Source organism: Streptomyces sp. CB01635 (assembly GCF_002803065.1).
Taxonomy (GTDB): Bacteria; Actinomycetota; Actinomycetes; order Streptomycetales; family Streptomycetaceae; genus Streptomyces.
Genome location: NZ_NNBL01000001.1, coordinates 276,782 through 298,596, shown reverse-complemented (window position 1 = coordinate 298,596; position 21,815 = coordinate 276,782). Strand labels below are relative to the sequence as shown.

The window sequence follows — 21,815 nt, the reverse complement described above, 5'->3', positions numbered from 1 at the left end:
GCGCGCGGCGGTCTCCGGACGCGTCATGTCGCGCCGGTCCGCACAGCCCGTATCAGTTCCCCCGTCAATGCCCCGGACGGACGGCCGCCCGGGTCAAGCACGCACGCTTGTGACTCCTGATGCTCAAGTGCTCAACCCACCTTGGGGAGTGGGGAGTTGTGGGAACAAGGCATGTTTACGCCAGTCCGAAAGACGGTTCGATGAAGGGAGGTGCGTGCGACCCACACACGATGTGCACGTGTCGGAACAGATAGTTCACGGATCTCACACAGCAGTTGGTGCAGCAGAAGGGAACTCATGTCCGGACGTACCTCATAATTCCGGCGGCAGGGTGGCTCCGCCCCGGCTCACAAGCCCTCCTGCCCTTGCGGCCTTGCGGAGGCGTACGAAGAGTGCTGTGGCCGATTCCACCGGGGTGAGGCCGCGTCGCCGACCACCCGGCCCTGCGCGCCGGCGTCGCGCGGCATACGGCCGGGGTGGAGGAGTTCGCGAAGGCCGTGGAGGCGATGCCCGGCATCGCTCCGGGGCCGCCCGCCCGTCCGGGGCCGGGACTACGCTGGGAGTCATGGCTGACCACCGCGGCGGGCCGGGTCCGCGTACGGGCCCGGACGTATCCGAAACGGCCGGCGCGACCACGGAACCGTTCGCCGAGTGCGTGCTGTGCCGCAAGCCCACCGAGTACCCGGAGTCCCACAAGGGTGTGACGCTGTGCCCCGTGTGCGCATGGCAGGAGGCACAGCGCACCTCCTGCTCGGGGTGACCACAGCTGCCGCAGAGGGCCGCGAGGAGCCGATCTTCCGCCTGGCAGACTGGTCCGGTGAGCAGTGACGACCAGACCCTCCCGAACGACACCGCCGACACCTCTGCCGAGGTGCCGCAGGACAGCCCCTTCCGGTCCGAGCGGACCTCGCGTGACGAGGCGCCGCAGTTCGTGCTGCCCCTCGTGGCGCGGATCGAGAAGGCCGCTCCCCCGGCCCGCACCGACGCGCTGGAGACGGCGGCCCGCGCGGTCCTCGTGATCCTCTCCGACCCGCGGGCGACCGGCGACGGCGAGTGGGCGCAGGTCATGCGCGACTGGCAGGACGCCCGGATCCGCAAGGTGGTGCGGCGGGCGCGCGGCGCGGAGTGGCGCAGGGCGGAGGCGCTCGAAGGGATCACGGTGACGGGGAGGTCGGCCGAGGTCCGGGTGTTTCCGCCGGTCCCGCTCGACGGCTGGCCCAAGGATCTGGCCCGGCTGCAGGTCTCCGGCACGGAGCTCGACGACCCGGAGCCGCCGTCCGCGCCGGACCCCCGGGCGCCCGTCCTGTGGCTGAACCCCGAGCTCGACATGACCGCGGGCAAGACCATGGCCCAGGCCGGGCACGCCGCCCAGCTGGCCTGGTGGGAGCTGTCGGACACCGAGCGCAAGGAGTGGCGCGAGGCGGGCTTCCCGCTGTCGGTCCGTGTGGCCGACCGCGACCGGTGGGGGCCGCTGACGCGGGCCGGGCTGCCGGTGGTGAACGACGCCGGCTTCACGGAGATCGCCCCCGGAATGACGGTGGTCACCGAAGGGGGCAGTCGCTTCTGTCCCCTCCCTGTCGGTCAGCAGGCGTAGCGACCCGCGGGGCCGGGAGCCGCTTCGGGCAACCCCGTGTCGGCTCGCCCCTCGGGGCGCCGCGCGGAACCTCAAATGAACCTCTGAACGTCCCCTCTCCGGGGTTCGGCGGTGTCCGCCGGGGTCATGACACCGGCATCGCACGGCATACGGCCGGGGTGGAGGAGGGGAACCATGCAGCGGATCGAGCGTCTGGGTACGGGCATCGGCTGGCGTCCGGAGATCGCGGAGGCCGTGGAGGCGATGCCCGGCATCGACTGGGTCGAGGCCGTCGCGGAGAACGTGTGCCCCGGGCACGTCCCCGACTCCCTGCGGCGGCTGCGCGAGCGCGGCGTCACCGTCGTGCCGCATGGCGTCTCGCTCGGCCTCGGCGGCGCGCAGCGGCCCGACGAGGACAGGCTCGCCGACCTGGCGGCCCGCGCCGAGGCCCTCGGTTCCCCGCTCGTCACCGAGCACATCGCGTTCGTACGGGCGGGCGGCGCGCTCACCGCGTCGCAGCCGCTGGAGGCCGGCCATCTGCTGCCGGTCCCGCGCACGAGGGACGCCCTCGACGTGCTCTGCGAGAACATCCGCATCGCCCAGGACGCACTGCCCGTACCCCTCGCCGTGGAGAACATCGCGGCCCTGTTCTCCTGGCCCGGCGAGGAGATGACGGAGGGACAGTTCCTGTACGAACTGGTGGAGCGCACCGGCGTCCACCTCCTGATCGACGTGGCGAATCTGCACACGAACCACGTCAACCGCGGCGAGGATCCCGCGAAGGCGCTCGGCGAGCTGCCGGTCGAGGCCATCGCGTACGTGCATGTGGCGGGCGGCTTCGAGCGCGACGGCGTGTGGCACGACAGCCACGCGCACCCCGTGCCGCGCCCCGTCCTCGACATCCTCGCCGACCTGGCGTCCCGGGTCTCGCCGCCCGGAGTCCTCCTGGAGCGCGACGAGAACTTCCCGGCTCCGCAGGAGCTGGAGCGTGAACTCGCCGAGATCAGGGGGACGTTGGCGACCGCGCCCGCCGATGGGCGCACCGTGCGCTTCCTTTCGGGCAACACTGTTCAGGGGACCGATCCCGCCCGTCAGCGGCTCGCGCTCGCGCAGGCCGCGCTCCTGTCCGCCCTCGTCGCGGGGACGCCCGCGCCGGAGGGGTTCGACCGGGTGCGGCTCAAGGTCCAGAGCCGGGCGCTGTGCGCCAAGCGGGCGGACGTCGTGGCGAAGGTGGCCCCCGAACTGCCGGAGATCCTCGGCGCGGCCGCGTACCGCCCGGCGTTCCTGTCGTACGCGCAGGGCCGGCCCATGACGGGCGGCTACCGCCGTGACGCCCTCGGCTTCGCCGAGCACCTGCTCGACTCCGGCGGGCCCGGGGACGCGGGGGCGCGGCGGGAACTGGACCGGTGGTGGCGGGAGCGGTCGGGGCCCACCCCGCCGGCCGCGCACCCGGGGGCACGCCTGGTGCGCGCGGCGCGGTCCGCCCTGAACCGGGGGCGTCCGGCTCTCCGGTCCGCCTGAGCGTCGCCACCCCGCGCCCCGTACCGCAGTTGGCGTATTCGCGGGGGTACCCGAGCCCACGTCCGTGAGGCGGACTAGCGTGCGGTGCCGCACCAGGAGGCACCATGCGCACCCGATTCGTCAACGGCACCGGACTCATCGTCGCCGGGCTCGTCACCACACTCGCAGCTCTCGTGTTCCCGGTCTGGTCGTACGCCGACCGCTCCGGCACGGGCGTGGACCTGCTCGACGAGGGGACCGTGTCGACCAGATTCGGCCCGCTGTCGGCGCTGGACCGCGAGTTCGTCACGAAGGTCCGGCTCGCGGGCCTGTGGGAGCTGCCCGCGGGCCAGCAGGCCGAGGCGAGAGGGACGAGCACGGCGGTGCGGACGGCGGGTGAGCACCTCGTCGAGGGGCACACCTTCCTGGACGCGCGCGTGCGCGAGGTCGCCGCGCGGCTCGGCCTCGAACTCCCCAACCAGCCGGGCAGCCAGCAGCAGCACTGGCTCTCCGAGCTGAGCGCGGCGCACGGCGAGGACTACGAGCGGAAGTTCGCCAACATCCTGCGCCGGGCCCACGGGAAGGTCTTCTCGCTGGTCGCCCAGGTCCGCGCGACGACACGCAACTCGCTCGTACGGGACCTGGCGGACGACGCGAACAAGACCGTCCTCGACCACATCAAGATCCTGGAGTCCACGGGCCTGGTCGACTTCGACGCGCTCGCGCGGGACGCCGCCGGTACGAGTACGCCACCGGAGACCCGCTCCCCCGCCCCGCCGGGTCCGGTGACGTCCCCCGAGCCCCCGACGCCCCTCTCCCCCTCCCCGTCCTTCCCGCTGCCCCCGGCGGCCTCCCGGCCCAAGCCCTGACACGACCTGACTCAACCGGGCACGACAAACGGAACGTCACATACCGACGACGCTCTGTCCATATGGTGAACAAGCCGTGGCGCCACCCGAGCGCGTGGCATAGAAAAACGCCATGTTCTGGCTCCTGTTCCTGCTCATGGCCTGCGCCGCCGCCTTTCTGTCCTGCGCGCGCCTCTGCCTCGCCGCGGTGCACGCCGCGCACGGCGAGCCGGCCGGCGGCGGCGCGCACGAACTGACGCTGTACGAGGCCGCGTTCCTGTCGGGCGGCCCCTTCCGGGTCGCCGATCTGACCCTCGTCTCGATGGCGCGCAGCCGGCGGCTGCTGCTCGCGCACACCGGCTGGGCCACCGTGGTCGACCCGGTCGGCGGCGACGACATCGAGCGCTCGGTGATCGGCGCCATCGGTCCGGACGGGCAGTCGCGGATAGGGGCGGTGCGCCGGGCGACGGCGGCCGCGGACGCGGTACGGGCGCTGGCCGACCGGCTCGTCGCGGCGGGCCTCGCCGTTCCCGACGGCGCGCGCGGCGGGGTCGCGGCCGCGGTCCGCCAGGTGCGGGCCGCCGCGCTCGCCGTCGTGGTCCTGGCCGCCGTATCGCTGACGATGCCGGGCGGGGAGCCCGGCGACGGCGTGCTGATCGCCGCGTGGTTCGCGCTGCCCCTGATCCTCACGCTGTCCTGTCTGGCGATCGCCCGCTTCGAGGTCCACCCCTACACGCGCTGGGCCTCACCCACCGGGCAGCGGCTGATCGGCGCCCTGCCGAGGGGCGTACGCGAAGGGGTCGGGGAGGCCGCCCTGCTGACCGCCGTCGCCGTGCACGGCGTCCGCGCAGTATCCGACCCCGCGCTGCGCTCCGCCTTCGGAACGGCGCAACGGGGTCATTGAGCCGACACCGGCAGGCCGGTGCTTTACTTCGTCAACTGCCGCACGAAGTATCCCCTTTGTTCGCGTCTGCTCCCGGCAGGCGGGTGACAGCCCCGAAGGCCGCGCGAAACGGCCGCACGAGGGCCGGACGAAAGGGACCCAGAAGAGCGATGAGAGCAGCCCCCGCCGTCTACGCGGCCGCCGGATCCCTGGTCCTGACCGCCCTCGTCGCCGCCCCCGGCCGCGCCGACACCCAGACCCCGCCCGACACCGCCGAGCTGCGCGGCACATCCGTCGCCGCCGCCCGCGCCGCGGTCTCCGGAATCACCTTCGGCGCCTGCGCCGCCGCGGAGCACCTCCCGGACTACATCAAGTGCGGCACGGTCTCCGTCCCCCTCGACTACGCCCACCCCGACGGCAAGCAGATCAAGCTCACCGTCAGCCGCGTGAAGGCCACCGGCACGACGGCGCCGAAGGGCGGCAGGCCGGTCCGCAGGCAGGGCTCCGTCGTCTTCAACCCGGGCGGCCCGGGCGCGTCCGGCATGTACTTCCCGCTCGTCGGGCTGATGCCGCAGTGGAAGCGCATCGCCTCCGCGTACGACCTCGTCGGCTACGCGCCGCGCGGCGTCGGCCGCTCGGCCCCGCTTTCCTGCGCGGACCCGAAGCGGTTCGCGAAGGCCCCCACGCAGGCGCCGACGCACCCCTCCGCCTCGTACAAGCTGGAGCGGATCGCGCAGGCCAAGGCTTACGCGCGGGGGTGCGCGAAGAACGCCGGGGGCGCGCTGCGGCACTACACGACGCTCAACAACGCCCGCGACCTGGACGTGCTGCGCGCCGGGCTCGGCGAGCGGAAGCTGAACTTCATGGGGTCGTCGTACGGCACGTACTTCGGGGCCGTGTACGCGACGCTCTTCCCCACGCATGTGCGCCGCATGGTCTTCGACTCGGCCGTGAACCCCGACCCGAAGCAGATCTGGTACACCAACAACCTCGTGCAGTCGGTGGCCTTCGAGCGGCGCTGGGCGGACTTCCGGCGGTGGGTGGCCAAGCACGACAAGACGTACCACCTGGGCGCGACCGCCGCCGATGTACAGCAGAGCTACGAGAAGGTCAGGGCGCGGCTCGCGAGCGAGCCGGTGGGCGGCACCGTCGGCCCCGGCCAGCTCCAGGCCGCATACCTCCAGGCCGGGTACTACGACGACTACTGGGCGATGCGGGCGTCCGCGCTGTCCGAGTATCTGAAGGGCAATCCGAAGCCGCTCACCGAGCAGGCCGCGCCGCAGACCGCGGCGGCCACCGAGAACGAGAACAGCGCCGCCGTCTACACGGCCGTCGAGTGCAACGACTCGGCGTGGCCCACCGACTTCCGCGTCTGGGACCGCGACAACACCGAGCTCGCGCGCCACGCCCCGTTCGAGACGTGGGACAACGCCTGGATGAACCTGCCCTGCGCGTACTGGCCCGCCCCGCGCCAGCGCCCCGTCGACGTACGGACCGCCCCCGGCGCGCTGCCTGCGACCCTGATCCTGGCCGCCGAGCGGGACGCGGCCACCCCGTACGAGGGCGCCCGTGAGCTGTGGCGCAGGCTTCCGGGGTCGGTCCTGGTCACGGAGCGCGGCGCGGGCACCCACGGCATCGCCGCCGGCCCGAACAAGTGCGTGAACAGCCACCTCGACGCGTATCTGATGGAGGGGCGGGTCCCGGTGACCCGCGCCGCGTCCTGCGCCCCGCACCCCGAACCGGCGCCGCTCGCCGTGGACTGACGGCCGGCACGGAACGCGAAGGGGCCGACCGGTCGTCCAACCGGTCGGCCCCTTCGCGTGCGGACCGGGTGCGAACTACGCGAGACCCTCGACCAGTTCGGCGACGCTCTTGCGGCGGCCCGTGTAGAACGGGACCTCCTCGCGGACGTGCATACGAGCCTCGGAGGCGCGCAGGTGACGCATCAGGTCGACGATGCGGTACAGCTCGTCGGCCTCGAAGGCGAGGAGCCACTCGTAGTCGCCCAGCGAGAACGAGGCGACGGTGTTGGCGCGGACGTCCGGGTAGCCGCGGGCCATCTTGCCGTGGTCCGCGAGCATGCGGCGGCGGTCCTCGTCGGGCAGCAGGTACCAGTCGTAGGAGCGCACGAACGGATAGACGCTCACGTAGTTGCGGGGCGTCTCGTCGGCGAGGAAGGCCGGGATGTGCGAGCGGTTGAACTCGGCGGGGCGGTGCAGCGCCATGTTCGACCAGACCGGCTCGAGGGCGCGCCCCAGCTTCGTGCGGCGGAAGAGGTTGTACGCCTCCTGGAGCTGGTCCGCGGTCTCCGCGTGCCACCAGACCATGACGTCGGCGTCCGCGCGCAGGCCCGACACGTCGTACGTGCCGCGGACCGTCACGTCCTTCGCGGCGAGCTGGTCGAAGAGCTCCTGGACCTCGTCGGCGTAGCCGGCCCGGTCCTCGGGGAGGACGTCTCGGAGCTTGAAGACGGACCACAGGGTGTAGCGGATGACCTCATTGAGGTCCTTGGCCTTCTTGCCTGCGTTCGGGATCTTGGCGGGGGCGTCGTCACTCATAGGGCTATTCTCCCGCGCCGCCGTGCAGACTCTGCACCGGGTTCGCGGTGAGCTCCTCCACGCCGGTCAGGTCGCCGTCCAGCTGGTCGACGGCGGCGTAGGCGCTCGCGACGCAGGCCGGGATGCCGACGCCGTCGTACGCCGCTCCGCACACGGCAAGTCCGGGGATCTTGGCGACGTGGCCGCGGATCCGCGCCACGCGCGCGTGGTGGCCGACGGGGTACTGGGGCAGGCCCTCGTGCCAGCGCGTGACGCGCGTGGCGACGGGCGTGGCACTCAGCCCGGTGGCCTCCCGCAGGTCGTGGCGCGACACCTCGACGAGCCCGTCGTCGTCGCGCGCGAGGTCCTTCTCGTCCTGGTAGCGGCCCACGGAGGTGCGTACGACGACCAGGCCGGGGTCCTCGGCCGCGATCCACCCCCACTTGTTCGAGGCGAACGTGGACGCCTTGATCGTGTGGCCGTCGACCGGCGGCACGAGGAAGCCGGAGCCCTCGGGCAGGTGCGCCTCGTCGCGCCGGAACGCGAGGGTGATCAGGGCCATCGACGCGTACTCGACGGTGCGCAGCTCGGCGGCGGCGGCCGGCGACTCGGTGTCGAGGAGCCAGGCGGCCTGCTGCGCGGGAACGGCGAGGACGACGGCGTCGGCCTCGATGACCCGGTCGTCGACCCGGACCTCCCAGCCGTCGGGGGTGCGGCGCAGTCCGTGGGCGGGGCTGTCGAGGAGGATCTCGCCGCCCCGCGCGCGCACCGAGTCGGCGACGGCGAGCGGGAGCTGTCCGATGCCGCCCTCGATGCCCATGAAGACGGGGCCGGTCTGCTGGTTCCGCGCCGCGCGCTCCTGGATCGCGCGGACGGCCTCGGTCAGGGAGCGGTGGCTGCGGGCCTCCTCGAAGAGCTGGGGGACGGCGCTGCGCATCGAGATGCGGTACGCGTCGCCCGCGTAGACGCCGCCGAGCAGCGGCTCCACGAGCCGGTCGACGACCTCGCGGCCGAGGCGCTCGGCGACGTACGCGCCGACGGCGACGTCGTCGCCGAACTCGGTGGCGGGCAGCTCGCGGTCCTGCTCGATGCGGGCGAGGCCCTCGTCGGACAGGACCCCGGAGAGTGCGGCGGCGGTGCCGGGGACGCCCATCACATGGCCCTTGGGCATCGGGCGCAGCGCGCCCCTGGTCCAGAGCGAGGCCGTCGCCGTGCCCGGCGGCTGGAGCCGGTCTCCGAGCCCGACCTCGCGGGCGAGGTCCACGGCCTCGGGGCGCCGGGCGAGCATCGACTCGGCGCCGAGATCGACCCGTACACCCGCGATCTCACCGGCGCGCAGCTTGCCGCCGAGCCGGCCCGACGCCTCCAGGACGGTGACCTGCGCGCCCGCCGCGAGCAGCCGGTGAGCCGCGGCTAGCCCCGCGATGCCACCGCCGATGACGACCGCCCTCGGGGCCTGTCCCGTTCCCGTACCTGTGTCCGCTTCGCGCATGGCCCCACTGTCTCAGACCGGCGAGTCCCGACCGTGACCGCATCGGGACCACCCGGCAACCACCGAAAAGGGCCGGCGGACCGTCAAAGGAAGCGGCCAGGACCTGTCCTTGGCCGGCCGTCCCACTCAACCTCAAGGGGTACGTCGATGCGGATATCAGGCACCACAGGAAAGCGGCCGGGGCGCCGCGGGATGCGGGCGGCCGGCGCCGTCCTGCTCGTGGCGGCGCTGGCGCTCACGGGGTGCAGCGCCGGCGCCTCGGACAGCGGGGACTCCGCCAAGGCCGCGGGCGGCGAGGCGGCCGCCTCGGACCAGGGCTCCGCGAAGGAGGCCGGCGGGGGTCAGTCGGACGCGAAGTCGTCCCGACGCGAGCCGCCCAAGCTCGCCGGCGTCCACATCATCCGCACGGCGACGCTCACCGTGCAGGTCAAGGACGTCCCGCAGGCGCTCGACCAGGCACGCACGGCGGCCGAGGACGCGGGCGGCATCGTCGGCAACGAGTCGACCGACCGCGACGGCAGGGGACATGAGCGTTCCCGTGTCGTCCTGCGCGTGCCGCAGGAGCGCTACGAGCAGGTCCTCTCGGACCTCGCGGGCTCGGGCCGGCTCATCGAGCGGAACGTGAAGGCGCAGGACGTCACCGACCAGGTCGTCGACGTGGAGAGCCGCGTCAAGTCGCAGCGGGCGAGCGTGGCGCGGGTGCGCGAGCTGATGGACAAGGCGACGAAGCTGAGCGATGTGGTCGCCCTGGAAGGGGAGTTGAGCACCCGCGAGTCCGATCTGGAGGCCCTGCTCGCGCAGCAGGCGTCCCTCAAGGACCGCACGAGCCTCGCGACGATCACGCTGTCACTGACCGAGACCCCGGTGAAACCGGCGGGGCACAAGGACGACGACCCGGGGTTCACCGACGCGGTCGCGGGTGGCTGGGGAGCGTTCGTGACAATGCTGCGCTGGGTCGCGGTGGCCATCGGCGCCGTGCTGCCGTTCGCCGTGGTGGGCGGCCTGCTGGTCTTCCTGTGGCTGCGCCTGGTGCGTCCGCGGCTGCCGCGCAGGGCCACCACTGCCCCACAGCCGTTGACGACGGCGCTCGGCCCGCTGCCCGCGCATCCGCCGGCCGGGGAGCGGGGCGAGGAGGAGTGACGGGGGCACGGACGTAGTTTGGTGGGCATGAGCCCTACACGTGAGCGACTGGTGGTCATCGGCGGCGACGCGGCGGGCATGTCCGCCGCGTCGCAGGCCCGCAGGATGCGCGGCCCCGACGAGCTGGAGATCGTGGCCTTCGAGCGGGGGCACTTCTCCTCGTACTCGGCGTGCGGCATCCCGTACTGGGTCGGTGGCGAGGTGGAAGGGCGCGACGAGCTGATCGCGCGCACGCCCGAGGAGCACCGGGAGCGGTCCATCGACCTGCGCATGCGCACGGAGGTGACCGAACTCGACGTCGAGGGCGGACGGGTGAGGTCACGCGCGCTCGACACGGGGACGGATGCCTGGACCTCGTACGACAAGCTCGTGATCGCTACGGGTGCCCGGCCGGTGCGGCCGCGGATTCCCGGGATCGACGCGCCGGGCGTGCACGGCGTGCAGACCCTCGACGACGGCCAGGCACTGCTCGACACGCTCGCCGCGACGCAGGGGCGGCGGGCCGTCGTCGTCGGCGCGGGCTACATCGGCGTCGAGATGGCGGAGGCGCTGATCCGCCGCGGATACGAGGTCACGGTCGTCAACCGCGGGCCGGAGCCGATGTCGACGCTCGACCCCGACATGGGCCGCCTGGTCCACGAGTCGATGACCGCCATGGGCATCACCATGGTCGACGACGCCGAGGTCACCAAGATCCTCACGGACGGCGACGGGCGGGCGCGGGCGGTGGCGACGACCGCCGACGAGTATCCGGCGGACGTCGTCGTCCTGGGCATCGGCGTCCGCCCGGAGACCGCGCTGGCGCGCGCCGCGGGGCTCCCCCTGGGCGAGCACGGCGGGCTCCTCACCGATCTGGCCATGCGCGTGCGCGGCCACGAGAACATCTGGGCGGGCGGGGACTGCGTGGAGGTCCTCGACCTGGTCTCGGGCCGCGAGCGCCACATCGCGCTCGGCACGCACGCCAACAAGCACGGGCAGGTCATCGGCATGAACGCGGGCGGCGGTTACGCGACGTTCCCGGGCGTCGTCGGGACGGCGGTGAGCAAGGTGTGCGACCTGGAGATCGCGCGCACGGGCCTGCGCGAGAAGGACGCGCGGCGGGCCGGTCTGCAGTTCGTGTCCGCGACGGTCGAGTCGACGAGCCGCGCGGGCTACTACCCGGGCGCGGCCCCGATGACGGTGAAGATGATCGCCGAGCGCCGCACGGGCCGCCTGCTCGGCGTGCAGATCGTCGGCCGCGAGGGCGCCGCGAAGCGGGTCGACATCGCGGCGGTCGCCCTGACCGCGGGCATGACGGTGGACCAGATGACGGCCCTCGACCTCGGCTACGCACCGCCGTTCTCACCGGTGTGGGACCCGGTCCTGGTGGCGGCCCGCAAGTCGAGCGCGGCGGTGCGCAGGGGCTAGGGCGCGTCCGGGCCGGATGATGTGGGCGGCATCGGGGTGGACGTGCCGTTGATCTTCTCTATGGCCTGGCGGGCCTGGTCGCCGGGGGTGCGGGGCGTGGCCGCGCTCAGGGCGGAAGCGGCCGTGGCCTGCGGAGGTTTGGCGTGGGCCGCGGGCAAGCGGGTGCGCAGGCGGTGGCTGACGGCCTCGTCGAGCGTGACCGGGCGGTGCGTGCGGGCGGCGATGCGGCCGGCCTCCTGACCGAGCGCGGCCAGATCCTCCCAGGTCAGGCGCAGTACGACGGCGAGCTGGGCCTCACCGTCGGGCAGGGCGGTGAGGGGAGGGACGGGGGCACCCGGCTGATGGTCGGTCATGGGCTGGTCTCCTCGCTTGGGGCGGCGGGACACTGCTCGGCATGACGTACGCGCGGCGGGCGCCTTGCGTTCAGGGGGCGGCGCTGTCCGTCCGGCGGGGCGGGGTCGGTCAGGACCCCGCCGTGGCTGCCTACCCCTAGCGGGCGGTCTGCGTGTGGACGTACTCCACGAGACGCGACAGGGAGTCCGGGTCGGTGGTGGGCGGCACGCCGTGGCCGAGGTTGAAGACGTGGCCCTCCAGGTCCGCCGCCGCGTCGAGCACCTCGCGGGCCTTGGCCTCCACCGCTTCCCGCGTGGAGAAGAGGACCGCCGGGTCGATGTTGCCCTGGAGCGCCTTGCCGGGGCCGACGCGGCGCGCGGCCTCGTCGAGCGGCACGCGCCAGTCGACGCCGACCACGTCGGCGCCGGCCTCGCCCATGAGACCGAGGAGCTCGCCGGTGCCGACACCGAAGTGGATGCGCGGCACGCCGTACTCCTCGACGGCCTTGAACACCTTGGACGACGCGGGCATCACGGAGCGCCGGTAGTCGGCGGGGGCGAGCGCGCCGACCCACGAGTCGAAGAGCTGGACTGCGGAGGCGCCCGCCTCGATCTGCACCTTGAGGAACGCGGAGGTGATCTCGGCGAGGCGGTCGAGCAGGTCGGCCCACAGCTGCGGGTCGCCGTACATGAGCGCCTTGGTGTGCTCGTGGTTCTTGGACGGACCGCCCTCCACGAGGTAGCTCGCAAGGGTGAAGGGCGCGCCCGCGAAACCGATGAGGGGGGTGGAGCCGAGCTCGGCCGTCAGCAGACCGATCGCCTCGGTGACGTACCAGACGTCCTCGGGCGTGAGGTCGCGCAGCCGCGCGAGGTCGGCTCGCGAGCGGATGGGCTGCTCGACGACGGGACCGACGCCCGGCTTGATGTCGAGGTCGATGCCGATGGCCTTGAGCGGCACGACGATGTCGCTGAAGTAGATGGCCGCGTCGACGTGGTGGCGGCGCACGGGCTGCATCGTGATCTCGGCGACGAGCTCGGGCATCATGCAGGACTCGAGCATCGGAATGCCCTCGCGCACCTTGAGGTACTCGGGCAGCGAACGACCGGCCTGCCGCATGAACCACACCGGGGTGTGCGGCACCGGCTCACGCCGGCACGCCTTGAGGAAGGCGGATTCGTACGTCGCTGTCGGCTGCTGGCCCGTGGGGCGGAGGTTGGCACTCACGTCGGAAAGTCTCGCACGGGTGCGAACCCCGCCGGGCGCGGGGACATCGGGGCGGAGGTGCCGGGTGTCTCTCCCTGCGCGAAGGCCGCGTTCCCCTTAATCTTCCCCGCATGGCTGCGGCTGAGGGACGACTGTCGGACGGCGCTGAGGGAATGAGTGAATCGGAGCGGGAGGGGCGCAAGACGATGGATCCGGTGGACTCGGCACCACCGCCGTTCCGAGCGGCGGTCGAGGCCTTGCAGGGAGCACGGCTGCGCCCGGAGATCGAGGTGGACCCGACCAAGCCGCCCCAGCGCCTCGCGCCGCACGCATACGCGCTGGAGGCCGCGGTGGTGGACGGCGACGACGACCTCGCGGACGGCCGCCTCGTCCTGCTGCACGACCCGGCGGGGCACGACGCGTGGCACGGGACGTTCCGTCTGGTGACGCTGGTGCGGGCGGAGCTGGAGCCGGAGATGGCGGCGGACCCCCTGCTCCCCGAGGTCTGCTGGTCGTGGCTGACGGGCGCGCTCCAGGGGCGGGGACTCTCGTACGGGGAGGCGAGCGGCACGGTGACGCGGGCGAGTTCGCACTACTTCGGCGGGCTCAGTGAGCGTGCGCCGGCGTCGCAGATCGAGATCCGGGCCTCGTGGACACCGCGTGAAGGGCCCGCCGGGGTGCCGGACACGGCCTCGCACCTGGCGGCCTGGTGCGATCTCCTCAGCCAGATCGCGGGCCTGCCGCCGGCCGGTCCCGGGGACGCGTCCGTGGTGACGCTGCCTCAGCGCCGGGGGCCGCAGAAGTAGGTCCTGAACGGCGATGCACGAGTCCTGAACGGCGGTGCAGGAGTCCTGACGGGCGAAGAGGTACAGCCATCGGTAGGCGATTTTCGGCCTTCCGCCGCCGGTGACCAGGGGCAGGGACAGTGGCGGGGACAGAACGGATCAGGACCGGACCTCGAAGAGTTCCGGTCCCGTTGTGATTCGGTTCGATCTTCGGATGATCGATCGCGTGTCCGAATTGCACGAATTGTTACTCACTAAATCGTGATCTTTCTCTAAAGGCGAGCGGGTTTACTGCCGAAGAGGTCTGTGACCTTGAAAGCACGGTTCGCCCCGGCTTCATCCCCGAGCCGGTCCCGTCCCGCACCCCAGGAGGCCTGGTGTCCGTTCTCCTCGAGCAGCCCGCAAGCCTGGTCGCCTACCGCCCGAACAAGCCGACCGCCATGGTGGTCGTGGCCGACCCGCGCGTCCGTTCCACCGTCACCCGCCACCTGTGGGCGCTCGGTGTACGTGACGTCATCGAGGCCTCGTCCGTCGCGGAGGCTCGTCCCCGCATCGGCAACCCCCGCGACATCTGCGTCGCAGACGTCCACCTTCCCGACGGCTCCGGCCTGACCCTTCTGTCCGAAACCCGTGCCGCGGGCTGGCCCAACGGGCTCGCCCTCTCCGCCGCCGACGACATCGGTGCCGTACGCAACGCCCTCGCGGGCGGCGTCAAGGGCTACGTCGTCACCGGCACCCGTACCAACGTCGGGCTGCCCTCCCGCCCCGGCGCCGCCCCCATCGGGTCCGCCGCGGCCCGTATGCACCGCCGCCCCCCGGGTGCTCCGAGCCACCCGGGCGGCTACCGCGAACTGTCAGGCCGTGAGGTCGAGGTGCTCCGGCTCGTCGCAGAGGGCCAGTCGAACAAGGCCATCGGAGTCTCGATGGGCCTGTCCGCGCTGACCGTCAAGAGCCACCTCGCCCGCATCGCGCGCAAGCTCGGCACGGGCGACCGCGCCGGAATGGTCGCCGTGGCCCTGCGCACCGGCATCATCCACTGACCTGACTGCTTTACATACCTTCAGCGCCCGTCGACGGAACGTTCCGTCGACGGGCGCTGAAGGTACACAGACGTTCACGAGGGTCCGTCAGCTCGCTGGCGGACCCTTTTCGGTGTCCCTCGCGGTGCAAGTCCCGACAAGAGGGCCTTCCCACGGCTGTAGATCGAGTATGGATTATTGGCACTAAAGTGCATATTCCGGGCACTCTGGTGCGAGAACCCCCCAGACGCACCGCGACCTGTCGACACGCGTTTTCGCAGGTCAGTTGACCAATGGCCAGAACACGCAGGTCAGGCATGCGTACGGGCAGATACCCTTGACAGGTGACCGACGCCCAAGAGACCGCAGCAGACACTTCACTGCGAACCACCGGGGGCGCACCCCCGGACGACGGCGGCTCTGTTGCGGAGGTGCCGATCCCCCTGCTCGAGCCGCGCGAGGGCATCCCGCCGGTGATCGCCGACGAGGCCTCCCTGGCCGAGGTGGTCGCGGCCTTCGCCGCGGGCACCGGGCCCGTGGCCGTCGACGCCGAGCGAGCCTCCGGCTACCGCTACGGGCAGCGCGCCTACCTGGTGCAGCTGCGCCGCGAGGGCGCGGGCTCCGCGCTCATCGACCCCGTCGCGTGCCCCGACCTGTCCGCCCTCGGCGACGCGATCGCCGACGCCGAGTGGGTACTGCACGCCGCGACGCAGGACCTGCCGTGTCTGCGCGAGATAGGTATGGTCCCCAGCCGCCTCTTCGACACCGAGCTCGCCGGGCGCCTGGCCGGTTTCCCGCGCGTGGGGCTCGGCGCGATGGTGGAGAACGTCCTCGGCTACGTACTGGAGAAGGGCCACTCCGCCGTCGACTGGTCGACGCGTCCCCTGCCCGACCCGTGGCTGCGCTACGCCGCGCTGGACGTGGAGCTCCTCGTGGACCTGCGGGACGCGCTGGAGAAGGAGCTCGACCGGCAGGGCAAGCTGGACTGGGCGCACCAGGAGTTCGACGCCATCGCCTCGGCGCCGCCCGCGCCGCCCCGCAAGGACCCGTGGCGGCGCACGTCCGGGATGCACAAGGTGCGGCGCCGCCGGCAGATGGCCGTCGTGCGGGAGCTGTGGACCGCGCGGGACCGGATCGCGCAGCGGCGTGATGTGTCGCCGGGCAAGGTGCTCGGGGACGGCGCGATCGTCGAGGCGGCGCTCTCGCTTCCCCCGAATGTGCACGCACTGGCGGCGCTGCCCGGTTTCGGGCACCGCACGGGCCGGCGTCAGCTGGAGCAGTGGCAGGCGGCCGTGGACCGGGCGAAGGAGCTGCCCGACGCGGAGCTGCCGCAGCCCGGGGCGCCGCTCGCCGGGCCGCCTCCCCCGCGGGCCTGGGCCGACAAGGACCCGGTCGCCGCTGCGCGGCTCTCCGCGGCGCGGGCCTCGGTGTCGTCGCTGGCCGAGACGCTGAACATGCCGCAGGAGAACCTGGTCACTCCGGACACGGTCCGCCGCGTGTGCTGGGAGCCCCCGGGCGACCGCTCCGAGGCGGCGGTGGCCGAGGCGCTGCGCGGGTACGGGGCGCGGCCCTGGCAGATAGAGCAGGTCACGCCGCTGCTCGCCGAGGCGCTGAAGCAGACCGCCTGACCCGGCCGCCCCGCGCGGCGCCCCGCGTTCGTCGCGGTTTCGTACCGGTCGGCCCTCCTCGCTCGTATCGGCGGGGAGTGCCTGTCTAACGTCACCCCATGATCACCAGGGGGTACGCGGGATGGGTGTGGGAGTTCGAGGTCGAGCGGGAGCGCCGGGCCGCGGCAGGGGAACCCGCCTGGGAGCGGGGCGCGCGGGTGGATACCGCGATCTGGCGGAGCGTGCGGCGCTTCCAGATCGGTGAGAGCGGTGACGGGGCGAATCTGATCGCCAAGGCCGACCGGGCGGGCGACGCCCCGTACGCGCGTGCCGTCCGGCTGTTCGTGGCCGAGGAGCAGAACCACGCCCGGCTGCTCGGACTGCTGCTCGGCGCCGGCGGCGTTCCGCCGCTCGCGTCGCACTGGAGCGACACCGTCTTCGTCCGGCTGCGCCGGCTTCTCGGGCTGCGGCTCGAACTCCTGGTCCTGATGGTCGCCGAGGTCGTGGCGCTGCGTTACTACCGGGCGCTGCGCGACGGCACCGACGACGGGCTCACGACGCAGGTGGCGGGCGCGATACTCGCCGACGAGGAGCGGCATGTGCCGTTCCACTGCGAGCGGCTGCGCGAAGCCTTCGCGCGGGTGCCGCGCCCGGTGGGGCGCCTGGTGCTCCTGGGGTGGCGGGCGCTGCTTCTCGCCGCGGCGCTCGTCGTCGCCTGCGACCACGGCTCGGCGCTGCGCGGGCTCGGGGTGGGACGGGTGCGGTTCGTCCGTGACGTCGTGGCTTCGGCGGGGCCCGTGGTGCGCTCGGTTCTCGATCGCGCGGTGTGACCTTCGCCGCTCCGGCCGGGGGGACTACACGTCTTGGTTACCCGCAAGTAGCATGACGGTATTCGCAGCGCGCTTCCCGCACCCCGGGTACGCGCCGCGCGGCAGTGCCATCCCGCATCTGGAGGAGAGCCATCGTGCCTCGTACCGTCAGGGACGTCGTCTTCGTCGACGGCGTCCGCACCCCGTTCGGCAAGGCGGGCCCGAAGGGCATCTACCACGAGACCCGCGCCGACGATCTCGTCGTGAAGGCCATCAGGGAGCTGCTGCGCCGCAACCCGGCCCTCGACCCCGCGAAGATCGACGAGGTCGCCATCGCCGCGACCACGCAGATCGGCGACCAGGGCCTGACCCTCGGCCGCACCGCCGGCATCCTCGCGGGCCTCCCGCAGTCCGTGCCCGGCTACTCCATCGACCGCATGTGCGCCGGCGCACTGACCGCCGTCACCGCCACCGCGGGCTCCATCGCCTTCGGCGCGTACGACGCCGTCATCGCCGGCGGTGTCGAGCACATGGGCCGCCACCCCATGGGCGAGGGCGTCGACCCGAACCCGCGCTTCGTGTCGGAGAAGCTCGTCGACGAGTCGGCCCTGTTCATGGGCATGACCGCCGAGAACCTGCACGACCGCTACCCGCAGATCACCAAGCAGCGCGCCGACGAGTACGCCGTGCGCTCGCAGGAGAAGGCCGCGAAGGCGTACGCGAACGGGAAGATCCAGCAGGACCTGGTCCCGGTCTCCGTGCGCAACACCAACCCGGACGTCGGCGAGACCGGCTGGGGCCTGGTCACCGCCGACGAGCCGATGCGCCCGGGCACCACGCTGGAGAACCTGTCCGGCCTCAAGACGCCGTTCCGCGTGCACGGCCGCGTCACCGCGGGCAACGCCGCCGGTCTGAACGACGGTGCGACGGCGTCGATCATCGCGTCCGAGGACTTCGCCCGCGAGAACAACCTCCCGGTGAAGATGCGCCTCGTCTCCTACGCCTTCGTGGGCGTCGAGCCGGAGGTCATGGGCTACGGCCCGATCCCGGCCACGGAGAAGGCCCTCGCCAAGGCCGGTCTGTCGATCGAGGACATCAACCTCTTCGAGATCAACGAGGCCTTCGCCATCCAGGTCCTCGCCTTCCTGGACCACTACGGCATCGCCGACGACGACGCGCGCGTCAACCAGTACGGCGGCGCCATCGCGTTCGGTCACCCGCTGGCCTCGTCCGGCGTGCGCCTGATGACGCAGCTGGCCCGCCAGTTCGAGGAGCAGCCCGAGGTCCGCTACGGCCTGACGACGATGTGCGTCGGCTTCGGCATGGGCGCCACGGTCATCTGGGAGAACCCGCACCACAAGGACGCCGGAGGCGACAAGTGAGCACCACCACCGCTGAGCTCCTGAAGGGCGCCGCCGAGCTGTTCCCGGACGAGGTCGTCACGTCGGCGAACGTACGCCACCTCGACCTGCCGTTCGGTGCGGGCCGGTTCGCGCTGATCACGCTCGACAACGGCTTCGACCACACCAAGCCGACCACCTTCGGCCCGGCCTCGCTCGCGAACCTGAACGCCGCGATCGACCAGGTCGAGAAGGAGGCGGCCGAGGGCACGATCGTCGGCGCCGGCATCACCGGCAAGCCGTTCATCTTCGCCGTCGGCGCCGACCTCAAGGGCGTCGAGCTCCTCACGAAGCACGACGACGCGCTGGCCATCGGCAAGGGCGGCCACGAGGTCTTCAAGCGCCTCTCGGGCCTCGCCGTGCCGACGTTCGCGTACTACAACGGCGCGGCCATGGGCGGCGGTGTCGAGGTCGGTCTGCACTGCACCTACCGCACCGTCTCCAAGGCGCTCCCGGCCTTCTCGCTCCCCGAGGTCTTCCTCGGTCTGGTCCCGGGCTGGGGCGGCTGCGCGCTGCTCCCGAACCTGATCGGCGCCGACAAGGCCGTCTCGGTCATCATCGAGAACTCGCTCAACCAGAACCGCCAGCTCAAGGGCAAGCAGGTCTTCGAACTCGGCATCGCCGACGCGATCTTCGAGGGCGCCGACTTCCTGGAGCAGTCGCTGATCTGGACGGCGAACGTCCTCAAGGGCGACGTGGCCGTCGAGCGCGCCGAGGTCGACCGCGGTGACGCGTGGGACCAGGCCGTCGCGCGCGGCAAGTTCATCGCCGACAGCAAGGTGCACGGCGCCGCCCCGGCCGCGTACCGCGCCCTCGACATCATCGCCGCCGCCAAGGACGGGAACCTGCAGGCCGGGTTCGACGCCGAGGACAAGGCGCTCGCCGACCTCATCATGGGCGGCGAGCTGCGCGCGGGTATCTACTCGTTCAACCTCGTCCAGAAGCGCGGCAAGCGCCCGGCAGGCGCCCCGGACAAGTCGCTCGCGCGTCCGGTCACCAAGGTCGGCGTCGTGGGTGCGGGCCTGATGGCCTCGCAGCTCGCGCTGCTCTTCCTGCGCCGCCTCGAGGTGCCGGTCGTCCTGACCGACATCGACCAGGAGCGCGTCGACAAGGGTGTGGGCTACGTCCACGCCGAGATCGAGAAGCTGCTCGGCAAGGGCCGCATCAACCAGGACAAGGCCAACCGCCTCAAGGCGCTCGTCTCCGGTGTCCTGGACAAGGCCGAGGGCTTCTCCGACGCGGACTTCATCATCGAGGCCGTCTTCGAGGAGATCGGCGTCAAGCAGCAGGTGTTCGCGGAGGTCGAGGCGGTCGCCCCGGCGCACGCGATCCTCGCCACCAACACCTCGTCCCTCTCGGTCTCCGAGATGGCGTCGAAGCTGAAGCACCCCGAGCGGGTCGTCGGCTTCCACTTCTTCAACCCCGTCGCGATCCTCCCGCTCCTGGAGATCGTCCGCGGCGAGCAGACCGACGACGCCTCGCTGGCCACGGCCTTCGGTGTCGCCAAGAAGCTGAAGAAGACGGCGGTTCTGGTGAAGGACGCCCCGGCGTTCGTCGTCAACCGCATCCTCACCCGCTTCATGGGCGAGATCCAGAACGTCATCGACGAGGGCACCCCGGTCGAGGTCGCCGAGAAGGCCGTCGAGCCGCTCGGCCTGCCGATGTCCCCGCTGGTGCTCCTGGAGCTCGTCGGTCCGGCGATCGGTCTGCACGTCTCGGAGACCCTGAACCGCGCCTTCCCGGAGCGGTTCACGGTGTCCCCGAACCTCGCGGCCGTCGTCAAGGCGGGCAAGCGCGGCTTCTACGTCTACGATTCCGGCAAGCCGGAGCTGGACCCCGAGGTCGCCGCGCTCCTCAAGCAGGGCGATGTCGTCCTGACCGAGGAGCAGGTCCGTGACCGCGTGCTCGACGCGGTGGCGCAGGAGATCGGGCTCATGCTCGACGAGGGTGTCGTCGCCGAGGCGCAGGACATCGACCTGTGCCTGATCACCGGCGCCGGCTGGCCCTTCCACCTGGGCGGCATCACGCCGTACCTGGACCGTGAGGGCGTCAGCGAGCGGGTGACCGGCAAGCGGTTCCTGGCGCAGGGCGTGGCCAGCGTTCCGGCGTAACTCCCCGGCGTTTTCGGTGCCCGGCATGCCGACTGGCGTGCCGGGCACCGGCGTTTGCGGACGCCGCGGCGCGGGTTCAGAGCCGCTTCGCGCTGCGCAGGGTGCTCGCGTAGTAGCCGTTGCCGTCGAGGCGGGACGTTCCGCCCTTGTCGCCGATCGTCGGGCCGTTGACCTCTTCGCGGCTCGACACGAAGATCATGTGGCCGTCCGTGTCGTGGCCCATGTACAGACCGACGTGGTCGAGGCGCTGATTCGTGCGGGCGTCGAGCTTGAAGAACACGAGGTCTCCGGGCTGGAGCACGTCGATGGACTGGGGCCGGTCCGCGGCGCCGACACCCTTGAGCGGGATGATGTCGGCCCCGACGTCCGAGCGGGCCATGCCGTTGGCGGTGCGCGGCAGACCGTCGCCCGACTTGTCGGAGGACATCAGGGGGTAGCGGGCCCGGTAGCCCCACACCAGACGCTGGAAGCCGGAACAGTCGACGGACCGGGCGCGCTTGGTCTCGGGCTGCTGCGTGACCCCGTCCCGGAAGGTGTACGGGATGCCCAGGTAGTCGTAGAAGTCGGAGAGTTCGTCGCGCAGGTCGTTGCCCTCGCTGCCGTTCGGGTTGATCGGCCCGAAGTTGGCGTCACCGCCGTAGGCGATGCCCTCGTCGTCCTTCTTGACCGGGGCGCCCTCCAGGTACTGGAAGGCGAAGGCGAAGATGTCGTCCTCCTCGCTCCCGTAGAACTCCTTGAACCAGTCCTTGAACCACTTCTCCTTCTCCGCGCCCTTGCGCCAGGGTTCCGGCATGAGGCGCACCCAGTCCTCGGTGACCACGCGGGACTTGGTGTTGGCGGGCTCGGTGAAGGTGCGGCTCGGGCCCTTGAGCGTGGCCGTGCGCGCGCTGTCGGTGAAGGTCGCGAGGACCTGGCCCCCCTCGCCGCGCAGGACGGAACGCTCGGGGTTCTTCAGCCGCTCCCAGTTCCGCTCGCCGCCCTGCTGGCCCGTGCTGGACTCCAGGAGCGGGGTGTCGGTGACGGCCTGGACGGCGGGCGCCTTCGCCTGCTCGTCCTTGCGCAGCTCCACCGTCAGATAGGCGCTGCCGCCGAGCAGCGACAGAACGATCGCGGTGTGCAGGACGGGGTGCTTCTTCTTGGCACTCATGGGGTCGGCTCCGGTGGGTGG

General features: G+C 72.1%; 19 protein-coding genes. 14 read left to right on the top strand and 5 right to left on the bottom strand.

What is annotated here, in order from left to right:
* Positions 1 to 565 precede the first annotated feature (565 nt).
* From CG723_RS01260 to CG723_RS01235, 6 genes are all read left to right on the top strand, one after another.
* Complete coding sequence (locus CG723_RS01260) at positions 566 to 760, top strand: hypothetical protein (protein ID WP_100591274.1); 195 nt, start codon at positions 566 to 568, stop codon at positions 758 to 760.
* Between the two features lie 57 nt (positions 761 to 817).
* Positions 818 to 1,594, top strand: coding sequence for a peptidyl-tRNA hydrolase (locus tag CG723_RS01255; RefSeq protein WP_100591273.1), 777 nt, complete (start codon positions 818 to 820; stop codon positions 1,592 to 1,594).
* Between the two features lie 174 nt (positions 1,595 to 1,768).
* A complete protein-coding gene (locus CG723_RS01250) occupies positions 1,769 to 3,094 on the top strand; it encodes a DUF692 domain-containing protein (RefSeq protein ID WP_100591272.1) in 1,326 nt (441 codons plus the stop codon).
* Positions 3,095 to 3,198: 104 nt separating this feature from the next.
* On the top strand, positions 3,199 to 3,942 hold the full coding sequence (locus CG723_RS01245) for a DUF4142 domain-containing protein (protein ID WP_100591271.1): 744 nt from the start codon (positions 3,199 to 3,201) through the stop codon (positions 3,940 to 3,942).
* Between the two features lie 112 nt (positions 3,943 to 4,054).
* A complete protein-coding gene (locus CG723_RS01240; protein ID WP_100591270.1) occupies positions 4,055 to 4,825 on the top strand; it encodes a TIGR04222 domain-containing membrane protein in 771 nt (256 codons plus the stop codon).
* Between the two features lie 149 nt (positions 4,826 to 4,974).
* On the top strand, positions 4,975 to 6,567 hold the full coding sequence (locus tag CG723_RS01235; RefSeq protein ID WP_100591269.1) for an alpha/beta hydrolase: 1,593 nt from the start codon (positions 4,975 to 4,977) through the stop codon (positions 6,565 to 6,567).
* Between the two features lie 75 nt (positions 6,568 to 6,642).
* Here the strand turns inward: CG723_RS01235 and hemQ are convergent, their stop codons facing one another.
* Together hemQ and hemG are read right to left on the bottom strand one after the other, a co-directional pair.
* Positions 6,643 to 7,362, bottom strand: a complete 720-nt coding sequence (hemQ, locus tag CG723_RS01230) for a hydrogen peroxide-dependent heme synthase (protein ID WP_100591268.1) — start codon at positions 7,360 to 7,362, stop codon at positions 6,643 to 6,645.
* Between the two features lie 4 nt (positions 7,363 to 7,366).
* A complete protein-coding gene (gene hemG / locus CG723_RS01225) occupies positions 7,367 to 8,833 on the bottom strand; it encodes a protoporphyrinogen oxidase (protein WP_100591267.1) in 1,467 nt (488 codons plus the stop codon).
* 147 nt (positions 8,834 to 8,980) lie between these two features.
* Here hemG and CG723_RS01220 point away from each other — a divergent pair, with 147 nt between their 5' ends.
* Positions 8,981 to 9,973: a DUF4349 domain-containing protein gene (locus CG723_RS01220; RefSeq protein WP_100591266.1), complete on the top strand. Its 993-nt coding sequence runs from the start codon at positions 8,981 to 8,983 to the stop codon at positions 9,971 to 9,973.
* 27 nt (positions 9,974 to 10,000) lie between these two features.
* Positions 10,001 to 11,380 (top strand): FAD-dependent oxidoreductase, encoded by a 1,380-nt coding sequence (locus tag CG723_RS01215; RefSeq protein WP_100591265.1) that lies wholly within the window; start codon positions 10,001 to 10,003, stop codon positions 11,378 to 11,380.
* Here the strand turns inward: CG723_RS01215 and CG723_RS01210 are convergent.
* On the bottom strand, positions 11,377 to 11,733 hold the full coding sequence (locus tag CG723_RS01210) for a hypothetical protein (protein WP_100591264.1): 357 nt from the start codon (positions 11,731 to 11,733) through the stop codon (positions 11,377 to 11,379). The genes CG723_RS01215 and CG723_RS01210 overlap by 4 nt on opposite strands.
* 136 nt (positions 11,734 to 11,869) lie before the next feature.
* The gene (gene hemE, locus CG723_RS01205) at positions 11,870 to 12,937 is read right to left on the bottom strand and encodes a uroporphyrinogen decarboxylase (RefSeq protein WP_100591263.1); all 1,068 of its coding nucleotides are present in this window, start codon (positions 12,935 to 12,937) and stop codon (positions 11,870 to 11,872) included.
* Positions 12,938 to 13,047: 110 nt separating this feature from the next.
* Between hemE and CG723_RS01200 the strand changes: the two genes are divergently transcribed.
* The 6 genes from CG723_RS01200 (at position 13,048) to CG723_RS01175 (ending at position 20,647) form a co-directional block, all read left to right on the top strand.
* Positions 13,048 to 13,722: a DUF3000 domain-containing protein gene (locus CG723_RS01200; protein ID WP_100591262.1), complete on the top strand. Its 675-nt coding sequence runs from the start codon at positions 13,048 to 13,050 to the stop codon at positions 13,720 to 13,722.
* Between the two features lie 356 nt (positions 13,723 to 14,078).
* Positions 14,079 to 14,741, top strand: coding sequence for a response regulator transcription factor (locus tag CG723_RS01195; protein ID WP_100591261.1), 663 nt, complete (start codon positions 14,079 to 14,081; stop codon positions 14,739 to 14,741).
* Positions 14,742 to 15,064: 323 nt separating this feature from the next.
* The gene (locus CG723_RS01190) at positions 15,065 to 16,348 is read left to right on the top strand and encodes an HRDC domain-containing protein (RefSeq protein ID WP_100591260.1); all 1,284 of its coding nucleotides are present in this window, start codon (positions 15,065 to 15,067) and stop codon (positions 16,346 to 16,348) included.
* 98 nt (positions 16,349 to 16,446) lie between these two features.
* Positions 16,447 to 17,157: a hypothetical protein gene (locus CG723_RS01185; RefSeq protein WP_100591259.1), complete on the top strand. Its 711-nt coding sequence runs from the start codon at positions 16,447 to 16,449 to the stop codon at positions 17,155 to 17,157.
* Positions 17,158 to 17,291: 134 nt separating this feature from the next.
* Complete coding sequence (locus CG723_RS01180; protein WP_100591258.1) at positions 17,292 to 18,518, top strand: thiolase family protein; 1,227 nt, start codon at positions 17,292 to 17,294, stop codon at positions 18,516 to 18,518.
* On the top strand, positions 18,515 to 20,647 hold the full coding sequence (locus CG723_RS01175) for a 3-hydroxyacyl-CoA dehydrogenase NAD-binding domain-containing protein (RefSeq protein ID WP_100591257.1): 2,133 nt from the start codon (positions 18,515 to 18,517) through the stop codon (positions 20,645 to 20,647). Before CG723_RS01180 ends, CG723_RS01175 begins: the two co-directional genes overlap by 4 nt.
* Positions 20,648 to 20,723: 76 nt before the next feature.
* On the opposite strand, the gene CG723_RS01170 is transcribed toward CG723_RS01175, so the two are convergent.
* Positions 20,724 to 21,794, bottom strand: a complete 1,071-nt coding sequence (locus tag CG723_RS01170; protein WP_100591256.1) for a C40 family peptidase — start codon at positions 21,792 to 21,794, stop codon at positions 20,724 to 20,726.
* Positions 21,795 to 21,815 lie beyond the last annotated feature (21 nt).

What these genes read in the sequence shown, in the direction of transcription:
- CG723_RS01260 (WP_100591274.1), top strand. Translation starts at nt 566, where the DNA reads ATGGCTGACCACCGCGGCGGGCCGGGTCCGCGTACGGGCCCGGACGTA.
- CG723_RS01250 (WP_100591272.1), top strand. Translation starts at nt 1,769, where the DNA reads ATGCAGCGGATCGAGCGTCTGGGTACGGGCATCGGCTGGCGTCCGGAG.
- CG723_RS01245 (WP_100591271.1), top strand. Translation starts at nt 3,199, where the DNA reads ATGCGCACCCGATTCGTCAACGGCACCGGACTCATCGTCGCCGGGCTC.
- CG723_RS01240 (WP_100591270.1), top strand. Translation starts at nt 4,055, where the DNA reads ATGTTCTGGCTCCTGTTCCTGCTCATGGCCTGCGCCGCCGCCTTTCTG.
- CG723_RS01235 (WP_100591269.1), top strand. Translation starts at nt 4,975, where the DNA reads ATGAGAGCAGCCCCCGCCGTCTACGCGGCCGCCGGATCCCTGGTCCTG.
- hemQ (WP_100591268.1), bottom strand. Translation starts at nt 7,362, where the DNA reads ATGAGTGACGACGCCCCCGCCAAGATCCCGAACGCAGGCAAGAAGGCC.
- hemG (WP_100591267.1), bottom strand. Translation starts at nt 8,833, where the DNA reads ATGCGCGAAGCGGACACAGGTACGGGAACGGGACAGGCCCCGAGGGCG.
- CG723_RS01220 (WP_100591266.1), top strand. Translation starts at nt 8,981, where the DNA reads ATGCGGATATCAGGCACCACAGGAAAGCGGCCGGGGCGCCGCGGGATG.
- CG723_RS01215 (WP_100591265.1), top strand. Translation starts at nt 10,001, where the DNA reads ATGAGCCCTACACGTGAGCGACTGGTGGTCATCGGCGGCGACGCGGCG.
- CG723_RS01210 (WP_100591264.1), bottom strand. Translation starts at nt 11,733, where the DNA reads ATGACCGACCATCAGCCGGGTGCCCCCGTCCCTCCCCTCACCGCCCTG.
- CG723_RS01200 (WP_100591262.1), top strand. Translation starts at nt 13,048, where the DNA reads ATGGCTGCGGCTGAGGGACGACTGTCGGACGGCGCTGAGGGAATGAGT.
- CG723_RS01185 (WP_100591259.1), top strand. Translation starts at nt 16,447, where the DNA reads ATGATCACCAGGGGGTACGCGGGATGGGTGTGGGAGTTCGAGGTCGAG.
- CG723_RS01170 (WP_100591256.1), bottom strand. Translation starts at nt 21,794, where the DNA reads ATGAGTGCCAAGAAGAAGCACCCCGTCCTGCACACCGCGATCGTTCTG.